The organism is Burkholderia sp. COPS (genome assembly GCF_019425585.1).
In the GTDB taxonomy this organism is placed as follows: domain Bacteria; phylum Pseudomonadota; class Gammaproteobacteria; order Burkholderiales; family Burkholderiaceae; genus Burkholderia; species Burkholderia cepacia.
This window is the reverse complement of sequence record NZ_WIXR01000059.1, coordinates 94,769-117,239: the sequence shown is the minus strand read 5'-3', so window position 1 is coordinate 117,239 and position 22,471 is coordinate 94,769. Positions and strand designations below refer to the sequence as shown.

The 22,471-nt window shown below is 63.1% G+C and carries 15 protein-coding genes; 7 read left to right on the top strand and 8 right to left on the bottom strand.

The window, feature by feature from the left end:
• Positions 1-23 precede the first annotated feature (23 nt).
• The gene (locus FOZ70_RS33995) at positions 24-1,160 is read right to left on the bottom strand and encodes a muconate/chloromuconate family cycloisomerase (RefSeq protein WP_219707651.1); all 1,137 of its coding nucleotides are present in this window, start codon (positions 1,158-1,160) and stop codon (positions 24-26) included.
• 934 nt (positions 1,161-2,094) lie between these two features.
• Here FOZ70_RS33995 and FOZ70_RS33990 point away from each other — a divergent pair.
• Positions 2,095-5,409 carry a metallophosphoesterase gene (locus FOZ70_RS33990; protein WP_219707650.1) on the top strand — a complete coding sequence of 1,105 codons (3,315 nt, stop codon included), beginning with the start codon at positions 2,095-2,097 and terminating at the stop codon, positions 5,407-5,409.
• Positions 5,410-5,872: 463 nt separating this feature from the next.
• Here the strand turns inward: FOZ70_RS33990 and FOZ70_RS33985 are convergent, their stop codons facing one another.
• Positions 5,873-6,106 carry a hypothetical protein gene (locus FOZ70_RS33985; RefSeq protein ID WP_011549124.1) on the bottom strand — a complete coding sequence of 78 codons (234 nt, stop codon included), beginning with the start codon at positions 6,104-6,106 and terminating at the stop codon, positions 5,873-5,875.
• 974 nt (positions 6,107-7,080) lie between these two features.
• On the opposite strand from FOZ70_RS33985, the gene FOZ70_RS33980 reads away from it, so the two are divergent.
• From FOZ70_RS33980 to FOZ70_RS33970, 3 genes are all read left to right on the top strand, one after another.
• A complete protein-coding gene (locus FOZ70_RS33980) occupies positions 7,081-8,553 on the top strand; it encodes a benzaldehyde dehydrogenase (RefSeq protein WP_059485866.1) in 1,473 nt (490 codons plus the stop codon).
• A gap of 14 nt (positions 8,554-8,567) precedes the next feature.
• Positions 8,568-9,695, top strand: a complete 1,128-nt coding sequence (locus FOZ70_RS33975; RefSeq protein WP_059675826.1) for an NAD(P)-dependent alcohol dehydrogenase — start codon at positions 8,568-8,570, stop codon at positions 9,693-9,695.
• Positions 9,696-9,869: 174 nt separating this feature from the next.
• The gene (locus FOZ70_RS33970; protein ID WP_346656428.1) at positions 9,870-11,039 is read left to right on the top strand and encodes a helix-turn-helix domain-containing protein; all 1,170 of its coding nucleotides are present in this window, start codon (positions 9,870-9,872) and stop codon (positions 11,037-11,039) included.
• Positions 11,040-11,305: 266 nt separating this feature from the next.
• Here FOZ70_RS33970 and iaaH read toward each other — a convergent pair whose 3' ends face one another.
• The 5 genes from iaaH to FOZ70_RS33945 all read right to left on the bottom strand — a co-directional run bounded on the left by iaaH (position 11,306) and on the right by FOZ70_RS33945 (position 17,550).
• The gene (iaaH, locus tag FOZ70_RS33965; protein ID WP_124475580.1) at positions 11,306-12,763 is read right to left on the bottom strand and encodes an indoleacetamide hydrolase; all 1,458 of its coding nucleotides are present in this window, start codon (positions 12,761-12,763) and stop codon (positions 11,306-11,308) included.
• Between the two features lie 102 nt (positions 12,764-12,865).
• The gene (locus FOZ70_RS33960; protein WP_059620497.1) at positions 12,866-13,579 is read right to left on the bottom strand and encodes a helix-turn-helix transcriptional regulator; all 714 of its coding nucleotides are present in this window, start codon (positions 13,577-13,579) and stop codon (positions 12,866-12,868) included.
• The gene (locus FOZ70_RS33955; protein ID WP_219707649.1) at positions 13,576-14,010 is read right to left on the bottom strand and encodes a hypothetical protein; all 435 of its coding nucleotides are present in this window, start codon (positions 14,008-14,010) and stop codon (positions 13,576-13,578) included. Before FOZ70_RS33955 ends, FOZ70_RS33960 begins: the two co-directional genes overlap by 4 nt.
• A 138-nt stretch (positions 14,011-14,148) precedes the next feature.
• A complete protein-coding gene (locus FOZ70_RS33950; protein WP_224051830.1) occupies positions 14,149-16,308 on the bottom strand; it encodes an alpha-galactosidase in 2,160 nt (719 codons plus the stop codon).
• Between the two features lie 339 nt (positions 16,309-16,647).
• On the bottom strand, positions 16,648-17,550 hold the full coding sequence (locus tag FOZ70_RS33945; protein ID WP_219707675.1) for a LysR family transcriptional regulator: 903 nt from the start codon (positions 17,548-17,550) through the stop codon (positions 16,648-16,650).
• A 158-nt stretch (positions 17,551-17,708) separates the two neighbouring features.
• Between FOZ70_RS33945 and FOZ70_RS33940 the strand changes: the two genes are divergently transcribed.
• Positions 17,709-18,485 (top strand): glucose 1-dehydrogenase, encoded by a 777-nt coding sequence (locus tag FOZ70_RS33940; protein WP_021161532.1) that lies wholly within the window; start codon positions 17,709-17,711, stop codon positions 18,483-18,485.
• A 28-nt stretch (positions 18,486-18,513) separates the two neighbouring features.
• Here the strand turns inward: FOZ70_RS33940 and FOZ70_RS33935 are convergent, their stop codons facing one another.
• A complete protein-coding gene (locus tag FOZ70_RS33935; protein WP_059707795.1) occupies positions 18,514-19,710 on the bottom strand; it encodes a sugar transporter in 1,197 nt (398 codons plus the stop codon).
• A 213-nt stretch (positions 19,711-19,923) separates the two neighbouring features.
• On the opposite strand from FOZ70_RS33935, the gene FOZ70_RS33930 reads away from it, so the two are divergent.
• Together FOZ70_RS33930 and FOZ70_RS33925 are read left to right on the top strand one after the other, a co-directional pair.
• Positions 19,924-20,598 (top strand): HAD family hydrolase, encoded by a 675-nt coding sequence (locus FOZ70_RS33930; protein WP_021161534.1) that lies wholly within the window; start codon positions 19,924-19,926, stop codon positions 20,596-20,598.
• A gap of 716 nt (positions 20,599-21,314) precedes the next feature.
• On the top strand, positions 21,315-22,469 hold the full coding sequence (locus tag FOZ70_RS33925) for a DUF6402 family protein (protein ID WP_219707648.1): 1,155 nt from the start codon (positions 21,315-21,317) through the stop codon (positions 22,467-22,469).
• Positions 22,470-22,471 lie beyond the last annotated feature (2 nt).

The following is a 22,471-nucleotide window of genomic DNA, read 5'->3' as shown; positions in this document are numbered from 1 at the left end:
ATGACGGCGGTGCGTGACTCGGGCTACCGCGCGACGCGGGTGAGTCCGTCGCGGGTGAAACGCCTGACCTTGTCCTCGTCGAGTTCGATGCCGAGACCGGGGCCGTCCGGCACGGTCAGTTCGAAGTCGCTGTAATCGAGCGGCTGCGTCAGGATCTCTTCGGTGATCAGCAGCGGCCCGAACAGTTCGGTGCCCCACTGCAGGTTCGCGAAACTCGCGAACAGGTGCGCGGACGCCACCGTGCTGCACGCGCCTTCGAGCATCGTGCCGCCGTACAGCTCGATGCCGGCCGCGTCCGCGATCGCGGCCACGCGCTGCGCGGCGAACAGGCCGCCGCTCTGTTCGATCTTGATCGCGAACACGTCCGCGCCGTGATGCTTCGCGATCTCGAACGCGCTGTCGGGGCCCTGCAGGATTTCGTCGGCCATCAGCGCGACCGGGAAGCGGCGCATCAGGCGCGCCAGCGCCGCGGCCGAGGCCACCGGCTGCTCGACCAGTTCGCAGCCGGCATCGGCCAGCGCCGGAATCGCGCGCGCGGCCTGCGTTTCGCTCCACGCCATGTTCACGTCGACGCGCACCGATGCGCGATCGCCGACGGCCTTCTTGATCTCGGCCACGTGCCGGATATCCGTCTCGGGTGCCTTCGCGCCGATCTTCAGCTTGAACACGTTGTGGCGGCGCTGGTCGAGCATGCGCTCGGCTTCGGCGATGTCGATGGCCGTGTCGCCCGACGCGAGCGTCCACGCGACCGGCAGGCGATCGCGCCGGCGCCCGCCGAGCAGCTCGCTCACCGGCACGCCGAGCCGCTTGCCGTGCGCGTCGAGCAGCGCGGTTTCGAGCGCGCTTTTCGCGAAGTGATTGACCTTCGCCAGCTTGCCGAGGAACGCCATCAGCGTCTGGATGCGCGTCGCATCCTTGCTGACGATCGCCGGCGCGAGGTACGCGTCGATCGCGAGCTTCATCGCTTCGGGGCTTTCCGGGCCGTAGGCCATGCCGGCGATCGTCGTGCCTTCGCCGAGGCCCGTCACGCCGTCGCTGCAGAACACCTTCACGAGCATCAGCGTCTGGCCGTGCATCGTGGCCACCGACAGCTTGTGCGGGCGGATCGTCGGCAAGTCGACGAGGCGGGTTTCGATACGTTCGATGGTGACGGAGGACATGGGGCACGCGGTGGGGGGTGAAGTTCTTGAGGCGATTTATACGTCCCGGCCAGATGGGGCGTCCAATACTTTTAGGCGGGATTTTTGATACCTGGCAGGTATTGAATTCGCGCTCATCACACTGAATACTGCGGTGCGCCATACCTGTTTTGGCTAGGTATGCGGGCTGAGAGGCTTGATGGGGCGCGGTCGTGCGGATGCGGGGCACCGTTTGGACGGGGGAGCAATGCGGCGGCTCGTGGCGGCGGGAAAACGGCCTGAAACCGACGGCCTGCCGAGTCGATCAGGGTTTTCCTGACGGGGGAAATGGTGCGGCTGGCCGCCCGGCCTTCAGCTTCGGCGTCGGTTTCCGCGAACAACCGGAAGGAATCGGGTTGGCGAGTGTCGACGTTCGTTGTCGATGTCCGTTGTTCATCAGAGGCTGACGGGCGCTGTCGGCCAGGAAGCGACACTTCTCCCGCGCGTCGCGCGGTCACTCAGGCGGCGGTAGTGCCCAATAAACGGCCGTTCGATGGGCGAAGTAACACTGCATCAACAGTGCGGATTCAACTGGTCGATTTGGTTCCACGGGGAGCCGACGCTCGTCCGGCGACGCCACTTCACTTTGCTCACGCTCGTTTGTCGGAGGTCACGACCGACTGACCTGTTGCAGATCGTGCTTACAACTCGTTCGGTCCTCCGGGGCCTCGGGGATAGGCGAACCGCTTCAGTACTGCTGATATAACATCATTCTTCGACGTTTCATCCAAGGTTCACTGGTGAAAGGAAACCAAATGATGCGACATCGTCTTGCTGTAATATCGTACTCGTCAGCAGCGGCTTGCTGACACTCCCTCCCTCTCGCACGTGTTAGTAGCGAATCTAACTAGACAGCCGCTCATGAAGGCGAACGGGATTGAAGTCCAACGAAAAGATGCGATCAGAGTAGACGAGCATGAGAGGACAAGACGAACAAAAAATTTCGTGGCTGCATATTAGCGATCTGCATGCTGGGCAAAAATCTCATGAGTGGCTGTGGCCAAGTTTGCGTACTCAGCTTTATGACGACTTTGCTCGGCTTAACGAGCGAATGCGCGGTTGGGATCTGATTATCTTTTCCGGTGATTTGACTCAAACGGGGTCCAAGGAGGACTTCACACTGTTGTCCGATATTCTCGCCGGCATGTGGGAAAAGTTTGGAACTTTAGGCCTTAATCCAAAATTGTTCTTGACCCCGGGAAATCACGATCTTGTGAGGCCGGACAAACGTGATCCCATCACCGCGGCGCTTAGATCGTATTGGACAAACGAAGATGTACGGAATGAGTTCTGGAACAATGAAAGTACCGCATACAAAGGTTATGTCGCCAACATTTTCTCGAATTACAACGATTTTATCGATGTCGTTAAGAAAAGCGGTATTCCTGTATGTACGGGAGTGTCCGGACTGCTTCCTGGCGATTCGTCTGCAATCGTTGAACACGATGCCTTAAAACTTGGGCTTGTCGGTTTGAATTCCACTTTCCTACATCTTTTCGACGTAGGCGAAGGGAGTCTAGACGTACATGTGAGACAGCTTCACTCCGTCACATCAGGCGATCCTGATGCATGGTGCGCGGCGAACGACTTTAATTTTCTCGTAACGCATCATCCGGTTAGCTGGCTGGAACCTCGCGCAAGGGATCATTTTTATCAGGAGATCCACACGCGCAACAGATTCACAGCTCATATGTTTGGGCACATGCACGCTCCGGAAATCCATAGTAGGACAAGCGGTGGCAGCAGTAAGCGCAATGCAGTTCAAGCAGCATCGCTTTGCGGTCTTCAGCATTGCGCAGGTGGAAAGCTGGATCGCATACACGGATACTCCGGCGGCTCCCTGACGTGCGGAGAAACCACACAGAGCATCACCTTTTGGCCGCGCGTCGATACTAAAGTCACCGCTGGTGGTCGTCGATTTATCCCGGATGCGACGCAGGACCTTACTGAAGACAACAACTTCACATGGGAACTTGGTACTCGTCGCGGAGTTGCGAAGCCGTCAACCGAACCGGCGCGCCCTGTTTCGACAGTTCTCGCTGATGCAGACGAGGAAGCTGCAGCCTCCGAGGGAGGCGCGAGCGCACTGGTCTACAGACTGGAGCCGGCACCGAGCCACGGCGCGGTTAGACGACTGGAGCAAAACCGGTTGAAGTCGGCCCTTGAGCAACACCGAACCGCATGGCTGGTCTCGGATTGGGGTTATGCCACGGATGAATTTATCTGGTCGGTGTTGTCTACCATGGCCTCCGATCTACCGACCACTTACCGGATTAGTCTTGAGGATTATAAAGGGCGCGACGATTTCTTCGCTCGATTCACACTTCAGACCGGAAAGAGCTTTCCCGAGTTCTGTAAGTCAATCTCCGGATCCGCAAGAGTCCTGCTTCTCATCGAAGATACTCCTGTCTCGCGCGGCACCATGCCGCAGAGCGCCGAATACGAGGCTGAGGTACTGCTAATAGTCGATGCTATTAGAGAGTACTGTGCCAACAGCTCTATCATCCTCGTGTCCCGACAAGCCCCGCAATCAGGATCGCTTGACCTTCCAGCCATAATCGAGATCAAGCCTTTTGATGAGGCAGATGTAAAGACCTACGTTATCAATCACCAATTTGGGGGGCAGGAAAAAGCGGGCGTCTATGAGATAACGGACATCTATCGGCTGAGCGGCGGGGTGCCCAGCGAAATTGACTCAATCCTGAAAGACTTGGCGTTCATCTCGCTCTCTGATTTGGTGGAGTTGAGGCTTACAAGTCCCGATTCGGGCGCGCCTGTATCTCACGTGAACAGTGGGGTTGATCGAGTTATCGAGCATCTCCGTCAATCGACGGATCCAGAGCTGAAGAAGTCTTTCGAGCTTCTAAAAATTCTGACGACGTTTCCCTATGGCGAAACGTTGATGCGCGTTCGTCGCATTGATTTTCGTCATACGTTCTATCTTTCGCATGTGACCGTTCTTGCAGACCGCGGATTGCTAGAATCCGTCGCGGTCTTACAAATGTTGGACGCACGGGCTGCAAACGCCTCTCAGAGCCCGAAACTCGTCGTTAAAAAAGCGGTCCGTGATTATGTACTATCGATTCTATCGGCAAATGAAAAGGAGGATCTAAATAGAAAGGCCGCTTCACTATATTTTGGTGAAAAGTGGGTCGTTGGCGAACCGCGCAAGCTCAAGGCGTCCGATCTAGCCAAGGCTCTTGGCGTCGATGGTGGGTTGGGAAACCCTCACACGGTTATCAACGCTTTGTTAAGTCACTGCGCCGAGTTTGATATTTTTGATAAATTCGATAATTGCCTCAAGCTCGCGAGAATTTTCTTGGCCGAGCTGGAAGATAAAGGTAATTACCGAAACTGCTTAACCGCATGCCAGGACTTTTTGCGACTACTGCCGGATGATCAGGAGCGCTACGTCGATGATCAAAACTGGATCAATCTCATCCAGGGAATCTGTCTACGTATGCTAGGCGACCATGAGAAAGCCTGCTCTATTTTCGAAGCCTTGGAGGATGTCGGGTTTACAAAGAGGATGAAGCAGAAACTGTACCTCAACTGGGCTTTAGCGGTGCAAAGCAGTAATAGCGAACTCGCCAAGATTTTGTCCGAAAAAGTTCTTTCACTCGGCAAAGGAACGTTTCAAGCGTTGCAGGCGGAATCGATTATTCTACAGGTGAGCGAAGAAGACTCAGGACAACTCGCCAAGCTTGCTGCTCTGGAGAAGCGTGCTCGTGGAAAAAAAGCCATCTTGACTGCAAATAATATCGCTTACTTTATGGCTAATAAATCCAATTCTTCTGATGGCGACAGAAAGAATCGAATGAAGGAAATTGCGAATAGCGCGATAAAAAATGGTGACGAGTATAGCGCCGCACGAGCGGTTGTTGCGATGGGGACGGCTTCGCGAAATGCACTTGCAAAACTTGGAAATGACGAGCTGTCAGCATCCATCAGTGCGTATCACTACCTTTTCAAAGAGAGGATGGACTCCATGTTTGCGAACTGTCATCGCAATCTATGGTTCGAATTCAAGAACCGGAATCAGCATGACGACATGCTGAAACTATTCCGGCACAGCTCCTTCGTATGGCGTCTCCATGGAGATGACCATAGAGAGAAAGAGTACATAAACGAGCTCGCTACGCTAATTTCAAACGATCGAAGCGCGGCATTACTTGAGGGAGCCGAGCTTGGTTATTTCGTTACCCGCATGGAGCGACTCCGCATTAAATAGGTGATTTTTATTGCCCCCGGTCAGCAGTGGTGGCATTGCGGCAGAGGCGAACCTACTGGCGTCGTAGGGGGGCGTTGCCGCATATTTCGTGGAGCGTCGACCCTACCAAAGAGCTTCAAATGGGCTGAGTTCGTGTGGAAGAATCGCGTCCGATTGCGGTAAGCCGATACTCGTCGCCATTGCGCCACGAGTATCGGCTTACCCTCTTCTCTTTGATCTGCCGGTGGGAATGCCGGTAGTCGACGTTGGTCGAGGAGTCCCCACCTATGTCGTCTCGCGAATGTCCGCTATACATCCGAGATGCGTCGCGTGGACCGGAAAGTGATGACCGGCGGCAACGGGTCGATCTGCGCCGGTCATGCGTCACGGACCGGCGGCCGGCCGCAGTCGGCGATGGATTCAAGCGGCCGTTCGACACAGCTTTTTAGATCGTCGACAATCGGTGCAGATAAGGGCGTAGCCTTTAGCGGTTACCGTCGATCAGATCGTTCAGCAGCGCATCGAACGCGGCCTGTGCGTCTTCAAGTTCCTGCAGGGCGGCATCAAAGGTTTGCAGCGCGAATGGCGATGGCTCGCCGCTGCCTTGCGGCGGAAATTGCTTCTGCATCGAGGCGAACGTACTCTGCACGCGCAGCGTGGCGGCCACCATGCGCTCCATCGCCTGGGTTTCTTCGGCTCGGGCCTGTTCCGGATTCATTCCTCTCTCCTTGGATGGTTTTCTTGAAGATCAGATCGTACACGCTGTGTCCGTTCTTGCCGCCCTTGGCAGAACGACTCCGCTGAAGGTTCCAACGGCACGCTGCGGGAGAAGCGATTTAATCGGGAAGGATTCCGCAGTCGCGCCGAGGCCAAGATACTCATCGGGCGTGGCTGCAAAATCCCGCCGCAGGTCACTATTAGTAAAATCAAATCTCGATGGTTATAGACATGAACCTCAATAGAACGCGCACGGCCGTGTGTTTGCTCGCGCTCTTATTCTTGTCAAAGGTTGGAGCGCAAGGCGTGAGGACCGAGCCGTTGCCTTGGCACCGGCGCCATCAAGTACTTGCCTACGGTAGCTGTGGATGTGCCGATAGTTGCTGGGTCGCGACGTTAAGCGATACCCGGACTCATGCAAAGGTGGCAACCTTACGCTGCGATTGCGCGGAAGTATTTTTTTCCAAGAATGACGGGAAGGAACAGGTATACGCACGGACCTGTGCGGCCTTTGAGGGCAATGACAAGTTTGGCCGTATTGTCCAAACCATGGAAGCTTTAACGCGCTAGCACCGGGATAGGCACCGCTATGCAGTGCAACGTTCGTGGCGAATGCTTCGAATGTCCGTTTTGCGCAAACACGACCCCCTTGCGGGTCGCCAACTACCGCTCCGACGAAGCGTGAGCTCAGGTGTCTTCCCACAGGTTTGCGCGCCGAGCCTTCAGACGCAGCGCACGTCGCACTACACCTGCCATAACCTGCCGAATCCCCAGACGGCGTGCCGCACCAATCCGCACAACGACTGTTCAGTTTCCGCACACAAATTCGCAGACGCCCTCCATTCCACGCGCCCTCCGCGGGTGGGAAGAAACCCGGATAGCCCCGCTTCGCCGCGCCCGCCTACCCTCGCGCGCATGCCGGTCGGGACGATGCAAGGCCCGATCCGGCGGGTCGGAATTTCCTCAGGAGCGTACATGGATAGCAGCAGCAACACGGCACTGTTCGACGCCGACATCTGGCACGGCAAGACTTTCAACGGACGCTGGCACGCCAGCCCGCACGCGGCCGACGTGATCGAACCCGCGACCGGCAACACGCTCGGCCGCCTCGGCCTCGCGGATGGCGCAGCGGTGGCCGAAGCGTCGGCCGCCGCACATCGCGCACAGCCCGCATGGTTCGCGCTGCCGTACGACGAGCGCGCGGCCGTCCTGCGCCGCGCGGCCACCGTCGCGGAAACGCACTTCGATGCGATCGTCGACTGGCTCGTGCGCGAAAGCGGCTCGACGCGCGCGAAGGCGTCGTTCGAGACGTCGGTCACGATCAAGGCGCTGCACGAAGCAGCCGGGCTGCCGTCGCGCGCGGCCGGCGAAGTGCTGCCGTCGGCGGCCGGCCGGCTGTCGCTCGCGCGCCGCCGCCCGCGCGGCGTCGTTGGCGTGATCTCGCCGTTCAACTTCCCGCTGTACCTCGCGATGCGCGCGGTCGCGCCCGCGCTCGCGCTCGGCAACGCGGTCGTGCTGAAGCCCGATCCGCGTACCGCCGTGTGCGGCGGCGTCGCGATCGCCCGCGTGTTCGAGCTCGCCGGCCTGCCGGAAGGCGTGCTGCACGTGCTACCCGGCGACGGCGCGGCCGGCGCCGCACTGGTTGCCGATCCGCACGTCGCGATGATCCAGTTCACCGGTTCGACCGCGGCGGGGCGCAAGGTCGGCGAAGCGGCCGGCCGCCACCTGAAGAAGGTCTCGCTCGAACTCGGCGGCAAGAACTCGCTGATCGTGCTCGACGACGCCGACCTCGAGCGCGCCGTCGCCAATACCGCGTGGGGGGCGTATCTGCATCAAGGCCAGATCTGCATGGCGACCGGCCGCGTGCTCGTGCAGCGCAGCATTCACGACCGCTTCGTCGCGAAGCTCGTCGAGAAGGCGCGAAGCCTGCGCGTCGGCGATCCCGCGAGCGCGGACGTCGGCCTCGGGCCGCTGATCAATGCCGCACAGCTCGACCATGCGGCGAGCCTGGTGGACGCAGCCCGTCGCGCGGGCGCGCGCGTCGAGACCGGCGGCGGCCATCGCGACCTGTTCTTCGAGCCGACCGTGCTGAGCGGCGTCGCGCCGGGCAACCCGGCGTTCGACGAGGAGATTTTCGGGCCGGTCGCGGTCGTCGTGCCGTTCGATACGGACGAGGACGCCATCGCGCTCGCGAACCGCACCGAATACGGGCTGTCGACGGCGATCCTGTCCGCCGACGTCGGCCGGGCACTCCGGATCGGCGAGCGCCTGAACACCGGGCTGCTCCACATCAACGACCAGACGGTCAACGACGAAGTGATCAACCCGTTCGGCGGCGTCGGCGCATCGGGCAACGGCTCGAGCATCGGCGGCGCGGCAAACTGGGAGGAGTTCACGCAGTGGCAGTGGCTGACGATCAAGGGTGAAGCGCCGCTGTATCCGATTTGACAAGGAGACCGAACATGTACACGGAAAACGATACCCGCGTCGTCACCGCGGCCGTCGCGCGCGCGGCCGGCGCACCCTTCTCGATCGAATCCGCCCGCCTGCGCGCGCCGCGCGGCGACGAGGTGCGGGTGCGCGTCGTCGCGACGGGCCTGTGCCACACCGACCTGATCGTGCGCGACCAGTACTACCCGGTACCGCTGCCGGCCGTGCTCGGTCACGAGGGCGCCGGCGTGGTCGAGGCGGTCGGCCCGAACGTGAAGACGCTCGCCGTGGGCGACCACGTGGTGCTCACCTATGGCGCGTGCGGCCACTGCCCGTCCTGTGTCGGCGGTCACGGCGCGTATTGCCGGCAGTTCTTCGGGCTGAATTTCGGCGGCGCCGACGCCGACGGACAGACCGCGATCCGCGACGAACACGGGCAACCGCTGCACGATCATTTCTTCGCGCAGTCGTCGTTCGCCAGCTATGCGCTCGCGCGCGAGAACAACGCGATCAAGGTGCCGCCGGAAGCGCCGCTCGAACTGCTCGGGCCGCTCGGCTGCGGGATCCAGACCGGCGCCGGCGCGGTGATCAATTCACTCGCGGTGCGCCCGGGCAGCAGTTTCGCAAGCTTCGGCGCGGGCGCGGTCGGCATGAGCGCCGTGATGGCCGCGCGCGTCGCCGGCGCGACGACCATCATCGCCGTCGACATCGTGCCGTCGCGGCTCGCGCTGGCGCTGGAGCTCGGCGCAACGCACACGATCAACAGCAAGGAAGTCGATGTCGTCGACGCGATCCGCGCGATCACCGGCGGCGGCGTCGACTACGCGCTCGAATCGACCGGGCTGCCCGCCGTGCTGTCGCAAGGGATCGAAGCGCTCGGCTCGCGCGGCACGATGGGCGTGGTCGGCGCGCCGAAGCTCGGGACGAAGGCGGAATTCGACGTCAACAACCTGCTGCTCGGCGGTCGTTCGATCCGCGGCATCGTCGAAGGCGACAGCGTGCCGCAGACGTTCATTCCTCAGCTCGTCCAGCTGCATCTCCAGGGGCGGTTTCCGTTCGACCGGCTGGTGAAGTTCTATCCGCTCGAACAGATCAACCAGGCCGCGGAGGACAGCAGCCGCGGCATCACGCTCAAGCCGATCCTGCGTTTGCCGCATTGAGCGGCGACGCCCCCGGTCGCGGGGTAAATCGCGACCGGGGGCGCGCATGGGCCTCGTGCGGCGGCGTAGCCGCCGCGAAAATACCGCGCCGCGGGCGCCGGGCTATATTACGCATTCGCGCGACACGCGGGCCGGCACGTCCGGCCCGAACCTTCGACCCAACTGGAGCGCAGCGTGAATGCAGCCCCCGAATCCCCTGCACGGCCGGTCGACCTCGACCGGCTCCGCGCCCGCTTCGCGGCGGGCGAACCGCTGCCGGAAACGGCGTTGCCGGCCGGCGTCGCGCGCTCGTGGCTGCGTTCGCGCGACGCCGGGCTCCGGCCGTGGCAAACCGCCCGCTACGAAATGCAGCGCGAACTCGACGAATCGCGCGCGGACCGTCGGCTGACCCGCTGCGTCGCGCCGGAAATCGAGCAGCTGTGGGCCGCGTTCGGCGGCAGCGAGTGGACGATCTTCTGCGTCAATCCGCGCGGCACGATCGTCCACGCGCGGCGCAGCCCGCATTGCGACAACACGCTGCTGACGCCGATCGTCGCCGGGCGCCGGATCGTCGAGCCGAACATCGGCACGACCGCGCCGAGCTGCGTGATTCACGACGGCACCGAGGCGGTCGTCGCGGGCGCCCAGCACTATCTCGACGAATTCTCGCGCGTGTTCTGTCTCGCGGTGCCGCTGGTCGGTTTCGACGGGGAAGTGATCGGCGCGCTGGACATCACCGGCGTCGGCCGGCGCAATGTCGTGCAGTTGCGCGAACAGTTCCGGCATGCGGCGCTGTCCGCCGAGCAGCGGCTGTATGCGATGCTGCGCGACTGCCATCTGCTGCAGGTGCAGTACGATCCGCGCTGGCTCGGCACGCCGCTCGCGGGCGTCGTCGCGCTCGACGAGGCGGGCCGCGTGCGCGCGGCGAGCCGGCTCGCGCGGCAGATGCTCGAGCTCGCGCCGGCCGGGCCGATCGAACCGCACGATCTCCGCCAACTCTTTCCCGGCGCGACGCCCGCGCAGCAGCGTCGTTTGCTGACACCGGCGCGTACGCCGCAGCGGATCGCGCGCGACGACGGCAGCCACATCTGGGTGCGGGCCGTGCGCGCACCGCTCGATCGGGCGGCGACGCGGCGGCAATCCGATGTGCTGGCAGACGCCGCCGACGCGTGCGGCACGGCGCCGGCCGCCAGCCCGCAGGCCAGCCTGCATGAGCAGTCGCTCGACGCGATCCGCCGGGCGGTCGACGAGCACGACGGCAATGTGTCGGCCGCTGCGCGGCAACTGGGCATCTCGCGCACCACGCTGTACGCGAAGCTCAGGCAGCTCGATGCAGCGGGAATCACGAACGCCGGCGCGCATTGATACTGCGTGCGGCGATGGCGCCCGCGCCCCCACCCGCCTCTCGTGCTGCCGCAACGTGAGCCCCACGATCCCGACCGCGCCGACCCCGCCGCCCAAGATGCCGATCCACGGCCGTTCGGCGTCACGGGAAACCGCCGGTCGTGCATGCCGGCCATGCTTCGCGGCGAGCGCCGCCGGCTTCGACGATTCAGCCGCCGCCACGTCCACGTCCGCGTCCACGTCCGCAGCGCAGCAACATGGCGACGTGGCGACGTGGCGGCGCGGCGTCAGCCCGGATAACCGCCCAACCTGCCCCCAACCCCGAACCCGTCGTCCGGCGCCGGCAGTCGCCCGAGCACCCGCTCGACCTCCAGCGCGACCGCGATGAGTTCGCGATCGGTGCCGGCCGCGCCGTCGAGTGCGAGGCCGACCGGCAGCCCGTCCGCCGTCAGGCCGGCCGGGACGGTCATGCCCGGCACGCCGGCATTGCTGCCCGGCTCGGTATTGCGGATGTAGGTCGAGAACACCGAAGCGGTTTCGCCGTTGAGCATCATCGTGTCGCCCGCCGGGATCGGGCACGCGGTGGCGATCGTCGTCGGAAAGACCAGTGCGTCGGCACCGCTGTCTGCGAGGCACTGCCGATACGCGGCACGCGAACGCGTCCGCCGGTCGAGCGCGGTGCGGTAGGCCGCTTCGCCGATCCCGTCGGGGCCGGTGACATGGCGGGCGATCTTCGCGACGTCCGGGCTCCCCACGTTCGCGACGATGTCGTCGACCGTCAGGTCGTAGCCGTTCTCGACCAGGTACGCGTGCATCGACGAACGGAATTCGTACATCGCGATGACGGCCGGCTCGTCGTCGAAGAACCCCGGATAGTCGTTCAGGTCGAGGTCGACACACTCGAATCCCGCCTGCTCCAGCTTCGCCACCGCGGCATTCGCGACCGCGTCGACGTCCGGCGCGAGGCCGCGCCAGAACGTCGTGCGCGGAATCGCGAGACGCACGGGGCGCGTCACGCTGCGCACAGGGGGCGACAGCGGCGCGGCGGCGCCGGCGAGAATCGCGTCGAGCAGCGCGATGTCCTCGACCGACCGCGCGATCGGGCCGACGGTGTCGCGCGTGCGCGAAATCGGCGCCACGCCGCCCGACGGGTAGCGCCCCACGGTCGGCCGCAGGCCGACGGCACCGCACAACGCGGCCGGAATCCGGACCGAGCCGCCGGTGTCCGTGCCGAGCGCGGCGGGCACCACGCCCGCGCCGACCAGCGCGCCCGAGCCGCTGCTGCTGCCGCCCGGAATCCGGTTGAAATCGTACGGGTTGCGTACCGCGCCGGTGACGCGGTTGTTGCCCGACACGCCGAATGCCAGCTCGTGCAGGTTGGCCTTGCCCGCGATCAGCGCCCCGTGCGCGAGCAGCCGCGCCACCACCGGCGCGTGCTGCGGCGGCACGCGGTTATGCAGCGCCAGCGTGCCGTTGCCGGTCGGCAGGCAGGCGGTGTCGATGTTGTCCTTGATCGCGATCGGCAGGCCCAGCAGCGCGTGCGGGGTGGCCGACGTCGCGAGGTCGCGGTCGCAGCGGGCCGCTTCGGCGAGCAGCCGCGCATCGTCGACGCACGTGAAACCGTTCAGGTAGCGCCAGCGTGCGTGCCGCTCGATCAGCGCGTATGCGTACTCGACACAGGAAAACTCCCGGCGCAGGATCGCGTTCCGGGCTTCGGTGAGCGTCAGGGTTCCCAGGGTGGGCATCGTCGTCGTTCCTCGTCACGGGGGATCGCCACAAGGTAGGGCGTGCCGATTTTGACGCCCATCATCACAATGGATGACCCCGGCCGACGGCCGCGCCGCCGGTCACGCCAGCGCGGCGGCCAGGCTCGCGCGGTTGGCGACGCCCTTCTTCGCCATCACGCGCCGCAGATGCGTGCGGACCGTCGCCAGTCCGATGCCGAGCGTGCGCGCGACGTCCTTGTCGGTGTAGCCGGCGGCGACGAGCCGCGCGACGTCGCTCTCGCGTTCGGTCAGCCCGGTACACGCATGACGCCGCCTCAGCAGCGCACGCCGGAAAAACGGCTCGATGCCGTTCAGCAGCAGCTTGTCGCGCTCGGTGAAGTCGGGCCGGCCCTGTGCACGCCAGATGCGCAGGTCGCCGACGTGCGTCGCGCCATCGAATGCATAGACGTTGATCCCGTGATGCATGCCCTCGCGGCTCAGGAAGTCGCCGTAGAACGCGGTGCGTTCCAGCTCGCGGCGACTCATCACCTCGTCGACGCAGGTCGCCACGCGGCGCGCGCACAGTTGCGACGTAACCGGGTCGATATGCTGGAACCACGCTTCGTACCGCGCGATCTGCGACGGGTCGAGGTTGTACGAGAATCCGTTGCGCCAGAGCCCGGTTTGCGCGTCGCACTCGAACGACGCGGCGAAATCCGCGCGCATCAGCCGGGTGATCTCGGGCAACACGACCGTCCTCACGTCGACGACCGGCCCCAGTTCTTCCAGGCGGGCGACGATGTCGCCGAACAGCCGAAGTTCCTCCGGCGTGATCTCGGAGACGGAAAGGTTCATGATGCGGCCGCGACCGTCGCCTGCCATAACGCGGCCACGCCGATGTAATCGTCGACCTTGAAAGCCGAGCCATCCTGAACATGGACCCAGCCGAACGTGCGAGCGGCCAGCGGCTTGTCGTGGTCGTCCGTCGCGATCTTGACGATCGCATGCGCGCGGATATGCACGACTCCGTTCGGATAGTCGGACGACGGGTTTGCCAGCGTCACCGTCACGAACGGGCCGAGATCCTGCAACAGCTGCGCAGCCGGCGGATTGTCGGCCATCAGCAACGAGCCGCCCTTCACGCGGTCGTCCACGCGAATGGCCGTGCCGCCCGGCCGCCGGTGCGCGGCGGTCGGCAGCGACATCCACAGCACGTGCGCCGGGTTGAGATAGACCACATCGGGTTCGCCCATCGCGTCGCGGGTTTCAATCCGGGTAATCGGCATGCAGGGTCTCCAGTCGAATGTCGGGCACCGCGTGCGGGTGCGCCGGCACCATGATGATGCCGCAATATGTCGGCTTGCAACGTGCCCGTCGATGCATGGCGCGACCGCCCTCGACCGGGAAGCCGCGCCACGCGCCCGTCATTGCTTGGCCGGCGCGCCGATGCCGTCGATATCGGGTGCCCAGCCCGTCGGATTGGCAAACTTCAGCGTGTTGGCGCTGCCCTGCCGGAACGCGCCCGTTACCGTCAGCGTCGACACGTTCCCCCATCCGCCTGTCGACGGGAACGACACGGACACGGGGGCCGCGCCGTCGAAGCTGAGCTGCGCGCTGCGCGGCGCCGAATCGCCGTTCACGTAGGCGATCGCGACGCTATAGGTGCCGTCCGCCGCCACCGAGATGCCGTTGATCGTCAGCGTGCCGTTGCTGGTCCCGTCACCATTGCCGACATAGCCGACGTCCTGCCCGCCCGAGCACGCGCCGCATGACGACACGCGTGCCGCACCGCCGAGCGTGTTGCCGGCCGCCTCGGCCTCGTAGGCCAGCGGCGGCGGCGGCGGAACCTTCACGGGGCCGGCCACCACGGCGATCGACGTAACGTCGGGGGCCGCCGTCGTGCCACCGAGGCTCGACAACGTCAACGTGTTCTGCCCGGACTGCAGGTTGACGAAGACCGTCACCGTGCCGACGGCCTTGCCCGTGGGCGGAAACGCGAGTGTCGTGCCGTTGCCGCCGTTCGCACCGAGCCGTGCCTCGACGGTTTCCGTCCCGGTGTTCAGGTACGCAATCTGCACATAACCGCCCGCCGTTTGCGAGCTCACGTCATTGAACGTCACCGCACCCAGCCCCGTCACCTTCCTGCCGCTTGCACACGCCGCGCAGTCCGCAACGGTCGCGCCGCCCGACAGGGTGCCCGGCAGGTAGGTGGTCGACGGCAGGTCCGTGCCGCTCAGCACGAGCATCACCGTGCCGCCGGCCGGCACACTCGCGACCGTATAGGAACCCGTGGCCGCACCGAGATCCTTGTGCGCCCAGACGTCGCGGACGACGGCCGAGGTGCCGGCGGCGAAACCCAGTTGCTGCCACGTGACCGTCATGTCGCTTGCCGCCGTACCGTTGTTGAACAGCAGAACCGCGCGTTTGCCTGCGCCGGCCAGCAGCTTCGCCCACACCTGCTGCCCGTTGGCGTCGGCGACCTTCAAGCCCTGCAGGCCCAGCATGTCCTGGTCGATCGCGATCAGCTCGGGATTGGTCAGCAGGCTCACCGTCTCGCTCGACAGCGACTTCGACAGGTCGTTGCCGAGTATCATCGGCGCGCCGGCGATGGCCCACAGGTTCACGTGCGCAAGATCGTTCGCCGCCGTCATGCCCATGCCGGCCACCATCATGTCCGGGTCGTTGTAATAACCGGTGTGCTGGCCTTCGGGGTGATAGTTGCCGTTGAAGTTGCCGAGCACCGAGCCGAACTTCGGCACGCCGCTCCCCGGCCCGTAGATGTCGCCCGTCGTGCGCCATGACGTCGCGATGCCCGCGCCCCAGTCCCACGGCCCGAGGTTGTAGTCGGGATAGCCGCTTTGGCCGAGCGTGCCCCAGTCGCACATGTTCAGCACCAGCCGCTTGCCGGTGGCGACATAGGCTTTCTGGATCGCCTGCGAGATCGCCGTATAGGCTTGCTGCGGATCGTATCCGGCCGCACGGCCGCCGCACCAGTCGACCTTGACGAAGTCATAGCCCCATTGCGCGAACTGCAGGAAATCGTGATCGTAGTGCGCATAATCGCTGCCGACGAAATGCGTGCCGTTCGTGTTGCCGCAGCCCTGCGGCCCGGAATCGATATAGATGCCGGCCTTCAATCCCTTGCCGTGAATGTAGTCGGCCATCGCCTTCATCCCGCCCGGCCACTGGTTGGTGGGATTGCCGTTCATGTCGACGTTGAGGATGAAATTGCCGTTCGCGTCGCGCTTTCTCGACGTCCACCAGCCTTCGTCGATATTCACGTACTGGTACTTGTTGCCCGTCGCGAGGTTCGCATTCAGCGCAGCCAGCCCGTCCGCCTGCGCCTTGATCGTATCGAAGCTGACGTTTTCTTCGAGGCTGTTCCATGACGACCAGCCCATCGGCGGCGGATTCACCGCGATCTGCTGCAGTGCAGTCGGCGACGTGTCCGTCGTGGTCGTGCTGCCGCCCGTCGTCGAGGTCGCTCCCGTTCCCGTCGCCGACGTGCTCGTTCCCGGCGACGAACCGACATCGTCGCCTCCGCATGCGGACAGGCCGATCGCTGCCGCCGCAAGGCATATCATCAATATTCCTAAATGATTTGTGCGCTGCATCTTCGTCTCCCGATTGTTGTGAACGACGCACGTCGATCAGCCTTGTGCGCGTACGCAGATTAATGACGTTCGTTTCCCCGTTTCAATCTTTGCGGCACGCGGCCACATATTGGGAGATGGCGGTTTTCCCGTTGCCCGTCGCCTTGTCGCCAATGGTTTAAGCAAATGACCGCAAAAACCCAATCTTTGGAAACTCGATCGACTGGACGGAAACAATTCGGATCGTTGTTGCCGGTTTGACGCGAAACCGGACAGGCGTGTTGCCCCCGCCATGAGCGGGCGGGCTGCCGGACCACGCGGACGCATCGCCTACGCGCGCGACGTTGCGTGCGCGAGCTTCGCCACCAGTTCGTCGTACACCACCCGGATACGCCGCGGCATCGGGCCGCGCCGCGGCCGATACACGTGCAGTTTCCACGGCTCGGGTTCGATGCTCGGCAACAGGCGCACCAGGCGCCCCTTCTGGACGTGCGGCCTGACCAGGTACTCCGAGCACTGACCGAACCCGATCCCCGCGCACACGGCCTCGATCTCCACTTCGGTGTCGTCCGTCAGATAGGCCGGCGATGACGGAACGAATTGCTGCTCGCCGCGAAACACCCATGGCCACGGCCGTCCGTTCGCGCGGTCGATCAGGCAGGTCACCGGCATCGCCGCGAGTTCCTTGCGGCTTTTCGGCTCGCCCATCCGCATGATCAGCGACGGTGCCCCCACGACCCACATCGGCAACGGCCCGACCATGCGTGCGACGAAGCGGTTGTCGCCGATTGCGCCGACACGCACGCCGATGTCGATCTGCTCGTCGACCACCGGCGACGGCGCATCCGACAGCCGCAGGTCGGGCACGAGGTCCGGATACCGCTGCATCAGGTCGATCAGGATCGGCTGGACGTAACGACGCCCCATGCCTGACGGCGCCGTGACCCTGACGATACCGGCGGGTTCGTCGGCCTGCCCGGCCGCCGGCCCGAACAGCCCGTCGACGGTAGACAGCGCCGCCTTCGCGTCGCGCGCGAACGACTGCCCGAACGCGGTGATCCGGATGCTGCGGGTCGTCCGGTGAAACAGCGTTTCGCCGAGCATCTCCTCCAGTTCGCGCACCGCGCGCGTCACGACCTGCGGCGACACGCCGAGACGCGCCGCCGCCTCGCGGAACGTGGGTGCCGCGGCCGCCGCGGCAAAAATCTTGAGGAGATCGAGTCGATTGAGCATGGCGAACCCTTCTGACGTTCCCTGAGCGACGCGTTTAATTCCGAAATCAGGAATTCTGAATGCGAGATTGTTCCATTTTATTGCGGCAACCGAGCGACCACAATGAGCACCAGACGTCGCATTGACGTGGATGATCAACCCCTCAGGAGCAACACATCATGAACGCAAGCACGCAAACCGCCCCACTCGCAAACCGCGTCGCCGTGGTGACGGGCGCCAGTTCCGGCATCGGCCGTGCGTCGGCGATCGAACTCGCGCGACGCGGCGCGAAGGTCGTCGTCAGCGCCCGGCGCAAGGCCGAACTCGATCGACTGGTCGACGAGATCGTGACGGCCGGCGGCGACGCCCGCGCATTTGCCGCCGACGTCGCGAACGAAGACGATCTGCGCAAGCTCTTCGATTTCACGGTAGCGACCTACGATCGCCTCGACATCGCGTTCAACAATGCCGGCACGGAAGGCGTATTCGCGCCGCTGCTCGAGCAGAATGCCGAGCGTTTCGACAAGGTGTTCGAGCCGAACGTGCGCGGCGTCTTCAACTCGATGAAGTACGCGGCCGAGATCATGCTGCGCCAGGGGTCCGGCAGCATCATCAACAATGCGTCGATGGGCGGGCTGATCGGATTCGAGAATGCGTCGGTCTATATCGCGAGCAAGCACGCGGTGATCGGGATGACGAAGACGGCGTCGATCGAGTGGTTCAAGCACGGCGTGCGCGTCAATGCGCTGTGCCCGGGGCTGATCGAAACGCCGTTCCATCACCGCGGCATCTGGCCGTCGGACGATGCGCAACAGGCATTTGCCGCATCGACGCCGGCAGGACGGTGGGGCTCGGCCGAGGAGATGGCGACGATCGTCGCGTTCCTCGCATCGGACGATTCCAGCTATGTGTCGGGGCATGCGCTCGTGGCCGACGGGGGCTATTCGGTGGCGTGAGATGCCAGGCGCGATCCGTGGCGCGGCTTCACGGCGCCGCGGCTGCCTCCTCCCGCTTCGCGTGAAGCCGTAGCGCGAGCCACGCGATCCCGACCGCGCACGCACCGACCACGCCGCCGAAGGTGCCGATCCACGGCAGCCCGAAATCGCCGGCGATATGGTTGCCGAGAAGCGCGCCCGCGCCGATCCCGACGTTGTACAGCCCGGAGAAGATCGACACCGCAAGATCGGTCCCCTCCGGTGCCAGTTTCAGCACCCACGCCTGCATCGCCAGGCCGAAACAGACGATCGCGCCGCCCCATACCAGCGTATGTACGGACAGCGTCACGATGTTCAGCGCGCACGGGAACAGGATCAGCAGGCATCCCGAGAGCGCGACGATCGAAGCCAGCAGAAAGTCGTCCGGCCGGTGCGGGAACATGCGGTTGAAGCAGATTGCGGCCGGCATCCCGGCGACACCGAACAGGATCAGCACGTACGTAATCCGGCTGCTGCTCGCGTGATTGACGCTTTGAACGAACGGCTCGATGTACGTGTACGACGTGAAATGCGCGGACACGACCAGCACCGTAATCGCGTACAACGCGACCAGCGCCGGTTTGCGCAGGAACACGCCGACGCTGCTGAGCGACCCCGCGCCCTGGCTCGGCAGCGCAGGCAACGTCGCGCGCAGCAGCAGCAACGCAATACCCGCCGCGCCCGCGACGATCAGGAACGTGACACGCCAGCCGAATGTCTCACCGATCACGCGTCCGAGCGGAATGCCGGCGACCATCGCGATCGACGTGCCCATTGCGAGCATGCCGAGCGCGCGGCTTTTCCGGTCGGGCGGCGCGATCCGCACGGCCAGCGGAACGGAAATCGACCAGAACACCGCGTGCGCGCAGGCGATGCCGAGCCGGCCGATCATCAGCACCGTGAAATTCCACGCAACGCCGGTGACGACGTGGCTGCCGATGAACACCAGCAACGCGCAGGACAGCAGCTTGCGCCGCTCGACGTGACGCGTGAGCAGCGTCAGCGGCAACGACACGACGGCGACGGTCCATGCGTAAATCGTCAGCATCAGCCCGACGTCGGTGGGCTGCATGTGAAGGCTGTCGCCGATCGAGCCGAGCAGCGCAACCGGTACGAATTCGGTGGTATTGAAGATGAAGGCGGTCAGGGCCAGGGCCAGTACGCCCCACCATGAGTGCTCGGAACTGAAGGCGTCCGGTGTTGCCATACCTGGGATCGACGAGGGTTGGGGCGCGTGCGGCGCGGAAATCGCGGCCTGGCGTATCGCCGCGATTGTACCAGCGGCGCCTGACACGGCGCGGCGCGGCGTGGCCGCGGGACATGGTCATGACACGGCCTTGCGCCGATAATGTGCGGCACGCTTTCGCGCCCCGTTCGCTCGCCCCTTGTTCGCTCGCCTCCGGCGAGCCAGGAGATTCACATGCGCATTGAAACGTCATTTCTGTTCGATCTCGACGGCACGCTCGTCGACAGTGTCTATCAGCACGTGCTCGCGTGGAAGGAGGCGCTCGATGCCGAAGGCATCGAACTGTCGGTGTGGCGCATCCACCGCAAGATCGGCATGAGCGGCGGCCTGTTCCTGAATCAGCTGCTGCGGGAGACGTCGGGCAACCTCGACGCCGAACGCGTCGAGCGCCTTGCCCGCCTGCACGCGGCCGCGTACCAGCGGCTGCGCGCGCAGGTCCGGCCGCTGCCCGGCGCGCGCGAATTGCTGGCCGCGCTGTCGGCCGCGGGCATCCGCTGGGCGATCGCGACCAGCGGACGAATGGAAACGGCCGCCATCAATCTCGAGGCGCTCGGCGTCGATCCGGCGAAGCACGTCGTGGTCACGCGCGACCAGGTCAAGTACGCGAAGCCCGACCCCGACCTGTTCCTGACGGCCGCCGCGCAGCTGAACGTGCCGATCGAGCACACCGTCGTGGTCGGCGACAGCATCTGGGACATGCTCGCCGCAAGCCGCTGCCGCTCGCTCGGCGTCGGGCTGCTGTCGGGCGGTTACGGCAGCGACGAGCTGGAACGCGCAGGCGCGCTGCGCGTGTACGACGATCCGGCCGATCTGCTGTGGCATCTCGACGAGATCGCCGCGCGGCCGTAGGCGTCGGCCGGCCTGTCGGCGCTGACAACGGGGCTACACGACGGGCGGTGCAGCAATTGCGCACAATTGTCCGGCATTCACGTCGGGCTTCGCGGTAGGCACAAAGAGCGTGATGCGTACAACGTCAGGATCAACGCTCACTGCGAGCGACGCCAGCGCGTTTTTGCCAACAAATAATGGCCACACGCGAATATCTGCGAAACCGTGAATTTCACGCATGCGAGAAACATAATTAGCGATTCGCGAGTAGACGCGATTATTTAATTCGCCGATCTATTACAAGATCACTTCCCCTGACATCAGTGGCCGCGATTCCGCATCCCGGTAGACTAGACGAGTTTCGATGAACGAATACGCGTTGCCGACACGCTGACAGGAGCCGCCTGCATCTATCAGCAAGTCAAAGCGGAAACGCTGAGGCAGCAGGAATGCGCTGCCGTTCGTCTCCTGCGAGGGCTGTCCGTTTCTTTACGCCGGTCTAGTACGCAGGATGATGTGACAGTTGTTTTCATTTTTTGCCGCTCGATTTTTTGGGGTATGGATTAATTCTTTCCCCGTCCATTTCAAAGATCACTATCAGAAGCTCTATGCCGGACGTATAGAAAGTGCCGCATTATGAAATCAAGACATCATCGATCCCATTCTCATTGCCGAAGTGGAAGGAATACGCTGGCGTCAACGGGTGTGTTCCCTTGAATACACCGCACGGGGTTTGCATGGACAAGCTTGCTCCGGGTGAACCCAAGCCCCTCAAGCCTCCCGAGTCCGAACCAGCAAAACCCGAGGCGCTGAAAGCGCCTGATCCAGCAACGATGCCTCCACCCACGCAAGCATCGCCTCGCAAGTCGTCCGAGCCAGCCGACGCCGAAGATTGCGAGCATCCCCCTCCCTTCGACCTGCTGGATGTTCCTGAGGCGATGAAACGAATGAAGTGGCCTGTTGCGGCCAGGCTCGCCAGACGATGGTTCAGTGGCCCCAAGCACGTTTGGGACAACAGCTTCAAAACGGACCAGCCGTTTGACAATGCCACCGTCACCCTTGACTGGGCCCTCAAGTTTGGGAAAGTCAAAAAGCGGTATGACGAGCTTATCTCGAAAAATATCTACAATGAAAATGCCAGAGCAAGGTTGAGAGATATGCTGCGGCATGTGGTGAAAGAAAAATTCGCGTCTTCGGTAGCTTTCGATTTTCAGACGGTCGGTGACAAAGGTAATCTCGTCGAATTTTGCAGAAAATGGCAATTTCAGCTCGTTAACGTGTCCAGCTTCGACACCACAGGAGGTCTCCCGTATGCACCGACAGATTTGACGGCTGCTCTGGCGAACTTCAACATCTATGCCGCCATTGGGCGTGCGGAGTTTTCCGGAGACAGATATTACAAATACGATAATCATGAAAAAATCAAATCCTACTGCATCGACTTGACCGCATCCATAACACATATCTATGCGTACATAAAAGACAGCTATTCCTTCAATGACGAGAAGTCGCCATCGAGTAGCCAGTACCTGGGACACTGGAATAAGAATGGCATGGTTATTACGAACGGAGGAAGAATCAGGGAGCTTCTGTATCGAGGCGGCGTCAATTCGAATCTTGGCAACTCCATCGAGGTTGAGTCGAAGATCAAATGGAAGTATCTGATCGATGATTTCCTGGATAAACCGATCGACACGCGAAAAGGTCTAGTCAAGAAATTCAGGTCGTGTGATGTGTACTATCCTGTTTTCAACAAAACCTACAACGACTGGCGAATCAAGCATAATCGCGGAGAGGATTTTGTGATATATTCAGAATTACGATATCTTAAATTGACAAATCCCATTAAATTAAGCCTGGGTGAAATATGCAGGTCACCAGAAAAAATTTAATC

Bases quoted from the DNA above. Each gene is read 5' to 3' on its own strand.
- FOZ70_RS33985 (WP_011549124.1), bottom strand. From the start codon at position 6,106: ATGAATCCGGAACAGGCCCGAGCCGAAGAAACCCAGGCGATGGAGCGC.
- FOZ70_RS33935 (WP_059707795.1), bottom strand. From the start codon at position 19,710: ATGGCAACACCGGACGCCTTCAGTTCCGAGCACTCATGGTGGGGCGTA.
- FOZ70_RS33990 (WP_219707650.1), top strand. From the start codon at position 2,095: ATGAGAGGACAAGACGAACAAAAAATTTCGTGGCTGCATATTAGCGAT.
- iaaH (WP_124475580.1), bottom strand. From the start codon at position 12,763: ATGCCCACCCTGGGAACCCTGACGCTCACCGAAGCCCGGAACGCGATC.
- FOZ70_RS33925 (WP_219707648.1), top strand. From the start codon at position 21,315: ATGGACAAGCTTGCTCCGGGTGAACCCAAGCCCCTCAAGCCTCCCGAG.
- FOZ70_RS33930 (WP_021161534.1), top strand. From the start codon at position 19,924: ATGCGCATTGAAACGTCATTTCTGTTCGATCTCGACGGCACGCTCGTC.
- FOZ70_RS33980 (WP_059485866.1), top strand. From the start codon at position 7,081: ATGGATAGCAGCAGCAACACGGCACTGTTCGACGCCGACATCTGGCAC.
- FOZ70_RS33945 (WP_219707675.1), bottom strand. From the start codon at position 17,550: ATGCTCAATCGACTCGATCTCCTCAAGATTTTTGCCGCGGCGGCCGCG.
- FOZ70_RS33950 (WP_224051830.1), bottom strand. From the start codon at position 16,308: ATGATATGCCTTGCGGCGGCAGCGATCGGCCTGTCCGCATGCGGAGGC.
- FOZ70_RS33955 (WP_219707649.1), bottom strand. From the start codon at position 14,010: ATGCCGATTACCCGGATTGAAACCCGCGACGCGATGGGCGAACCCGAT.
- FOZ70_RS33975 (WP_059675826.1), top strand. From the start codon at position 8,568: ATGTACACGGAAAACGATACCCGCGTCGTCACCGCGGCCGTCGCGCGC.
- FOZ70_RS33960 (WP_059620497.1), bottom strand. From the start codon at position 13,579: ATGAACCTTTCCGTCTCCGAGATCACGCCGGAGGAACTTCGGCTGTTC.
- FOZ70_RS33995 (WP_219707651.1), bottom strand. From the start codon at position 1,160: ATGTCCTCCGTCACCATCGAACGTATCGAAACCCGCCTCGTCGACTTG.
- FOZ70_RS33940 (WP_021161532.1), top strand. From the start codon at position 17,709: ATGAACGCAAGCACGCAAACCGCCCCACTCGCAAACCGCGTCGCCGTG.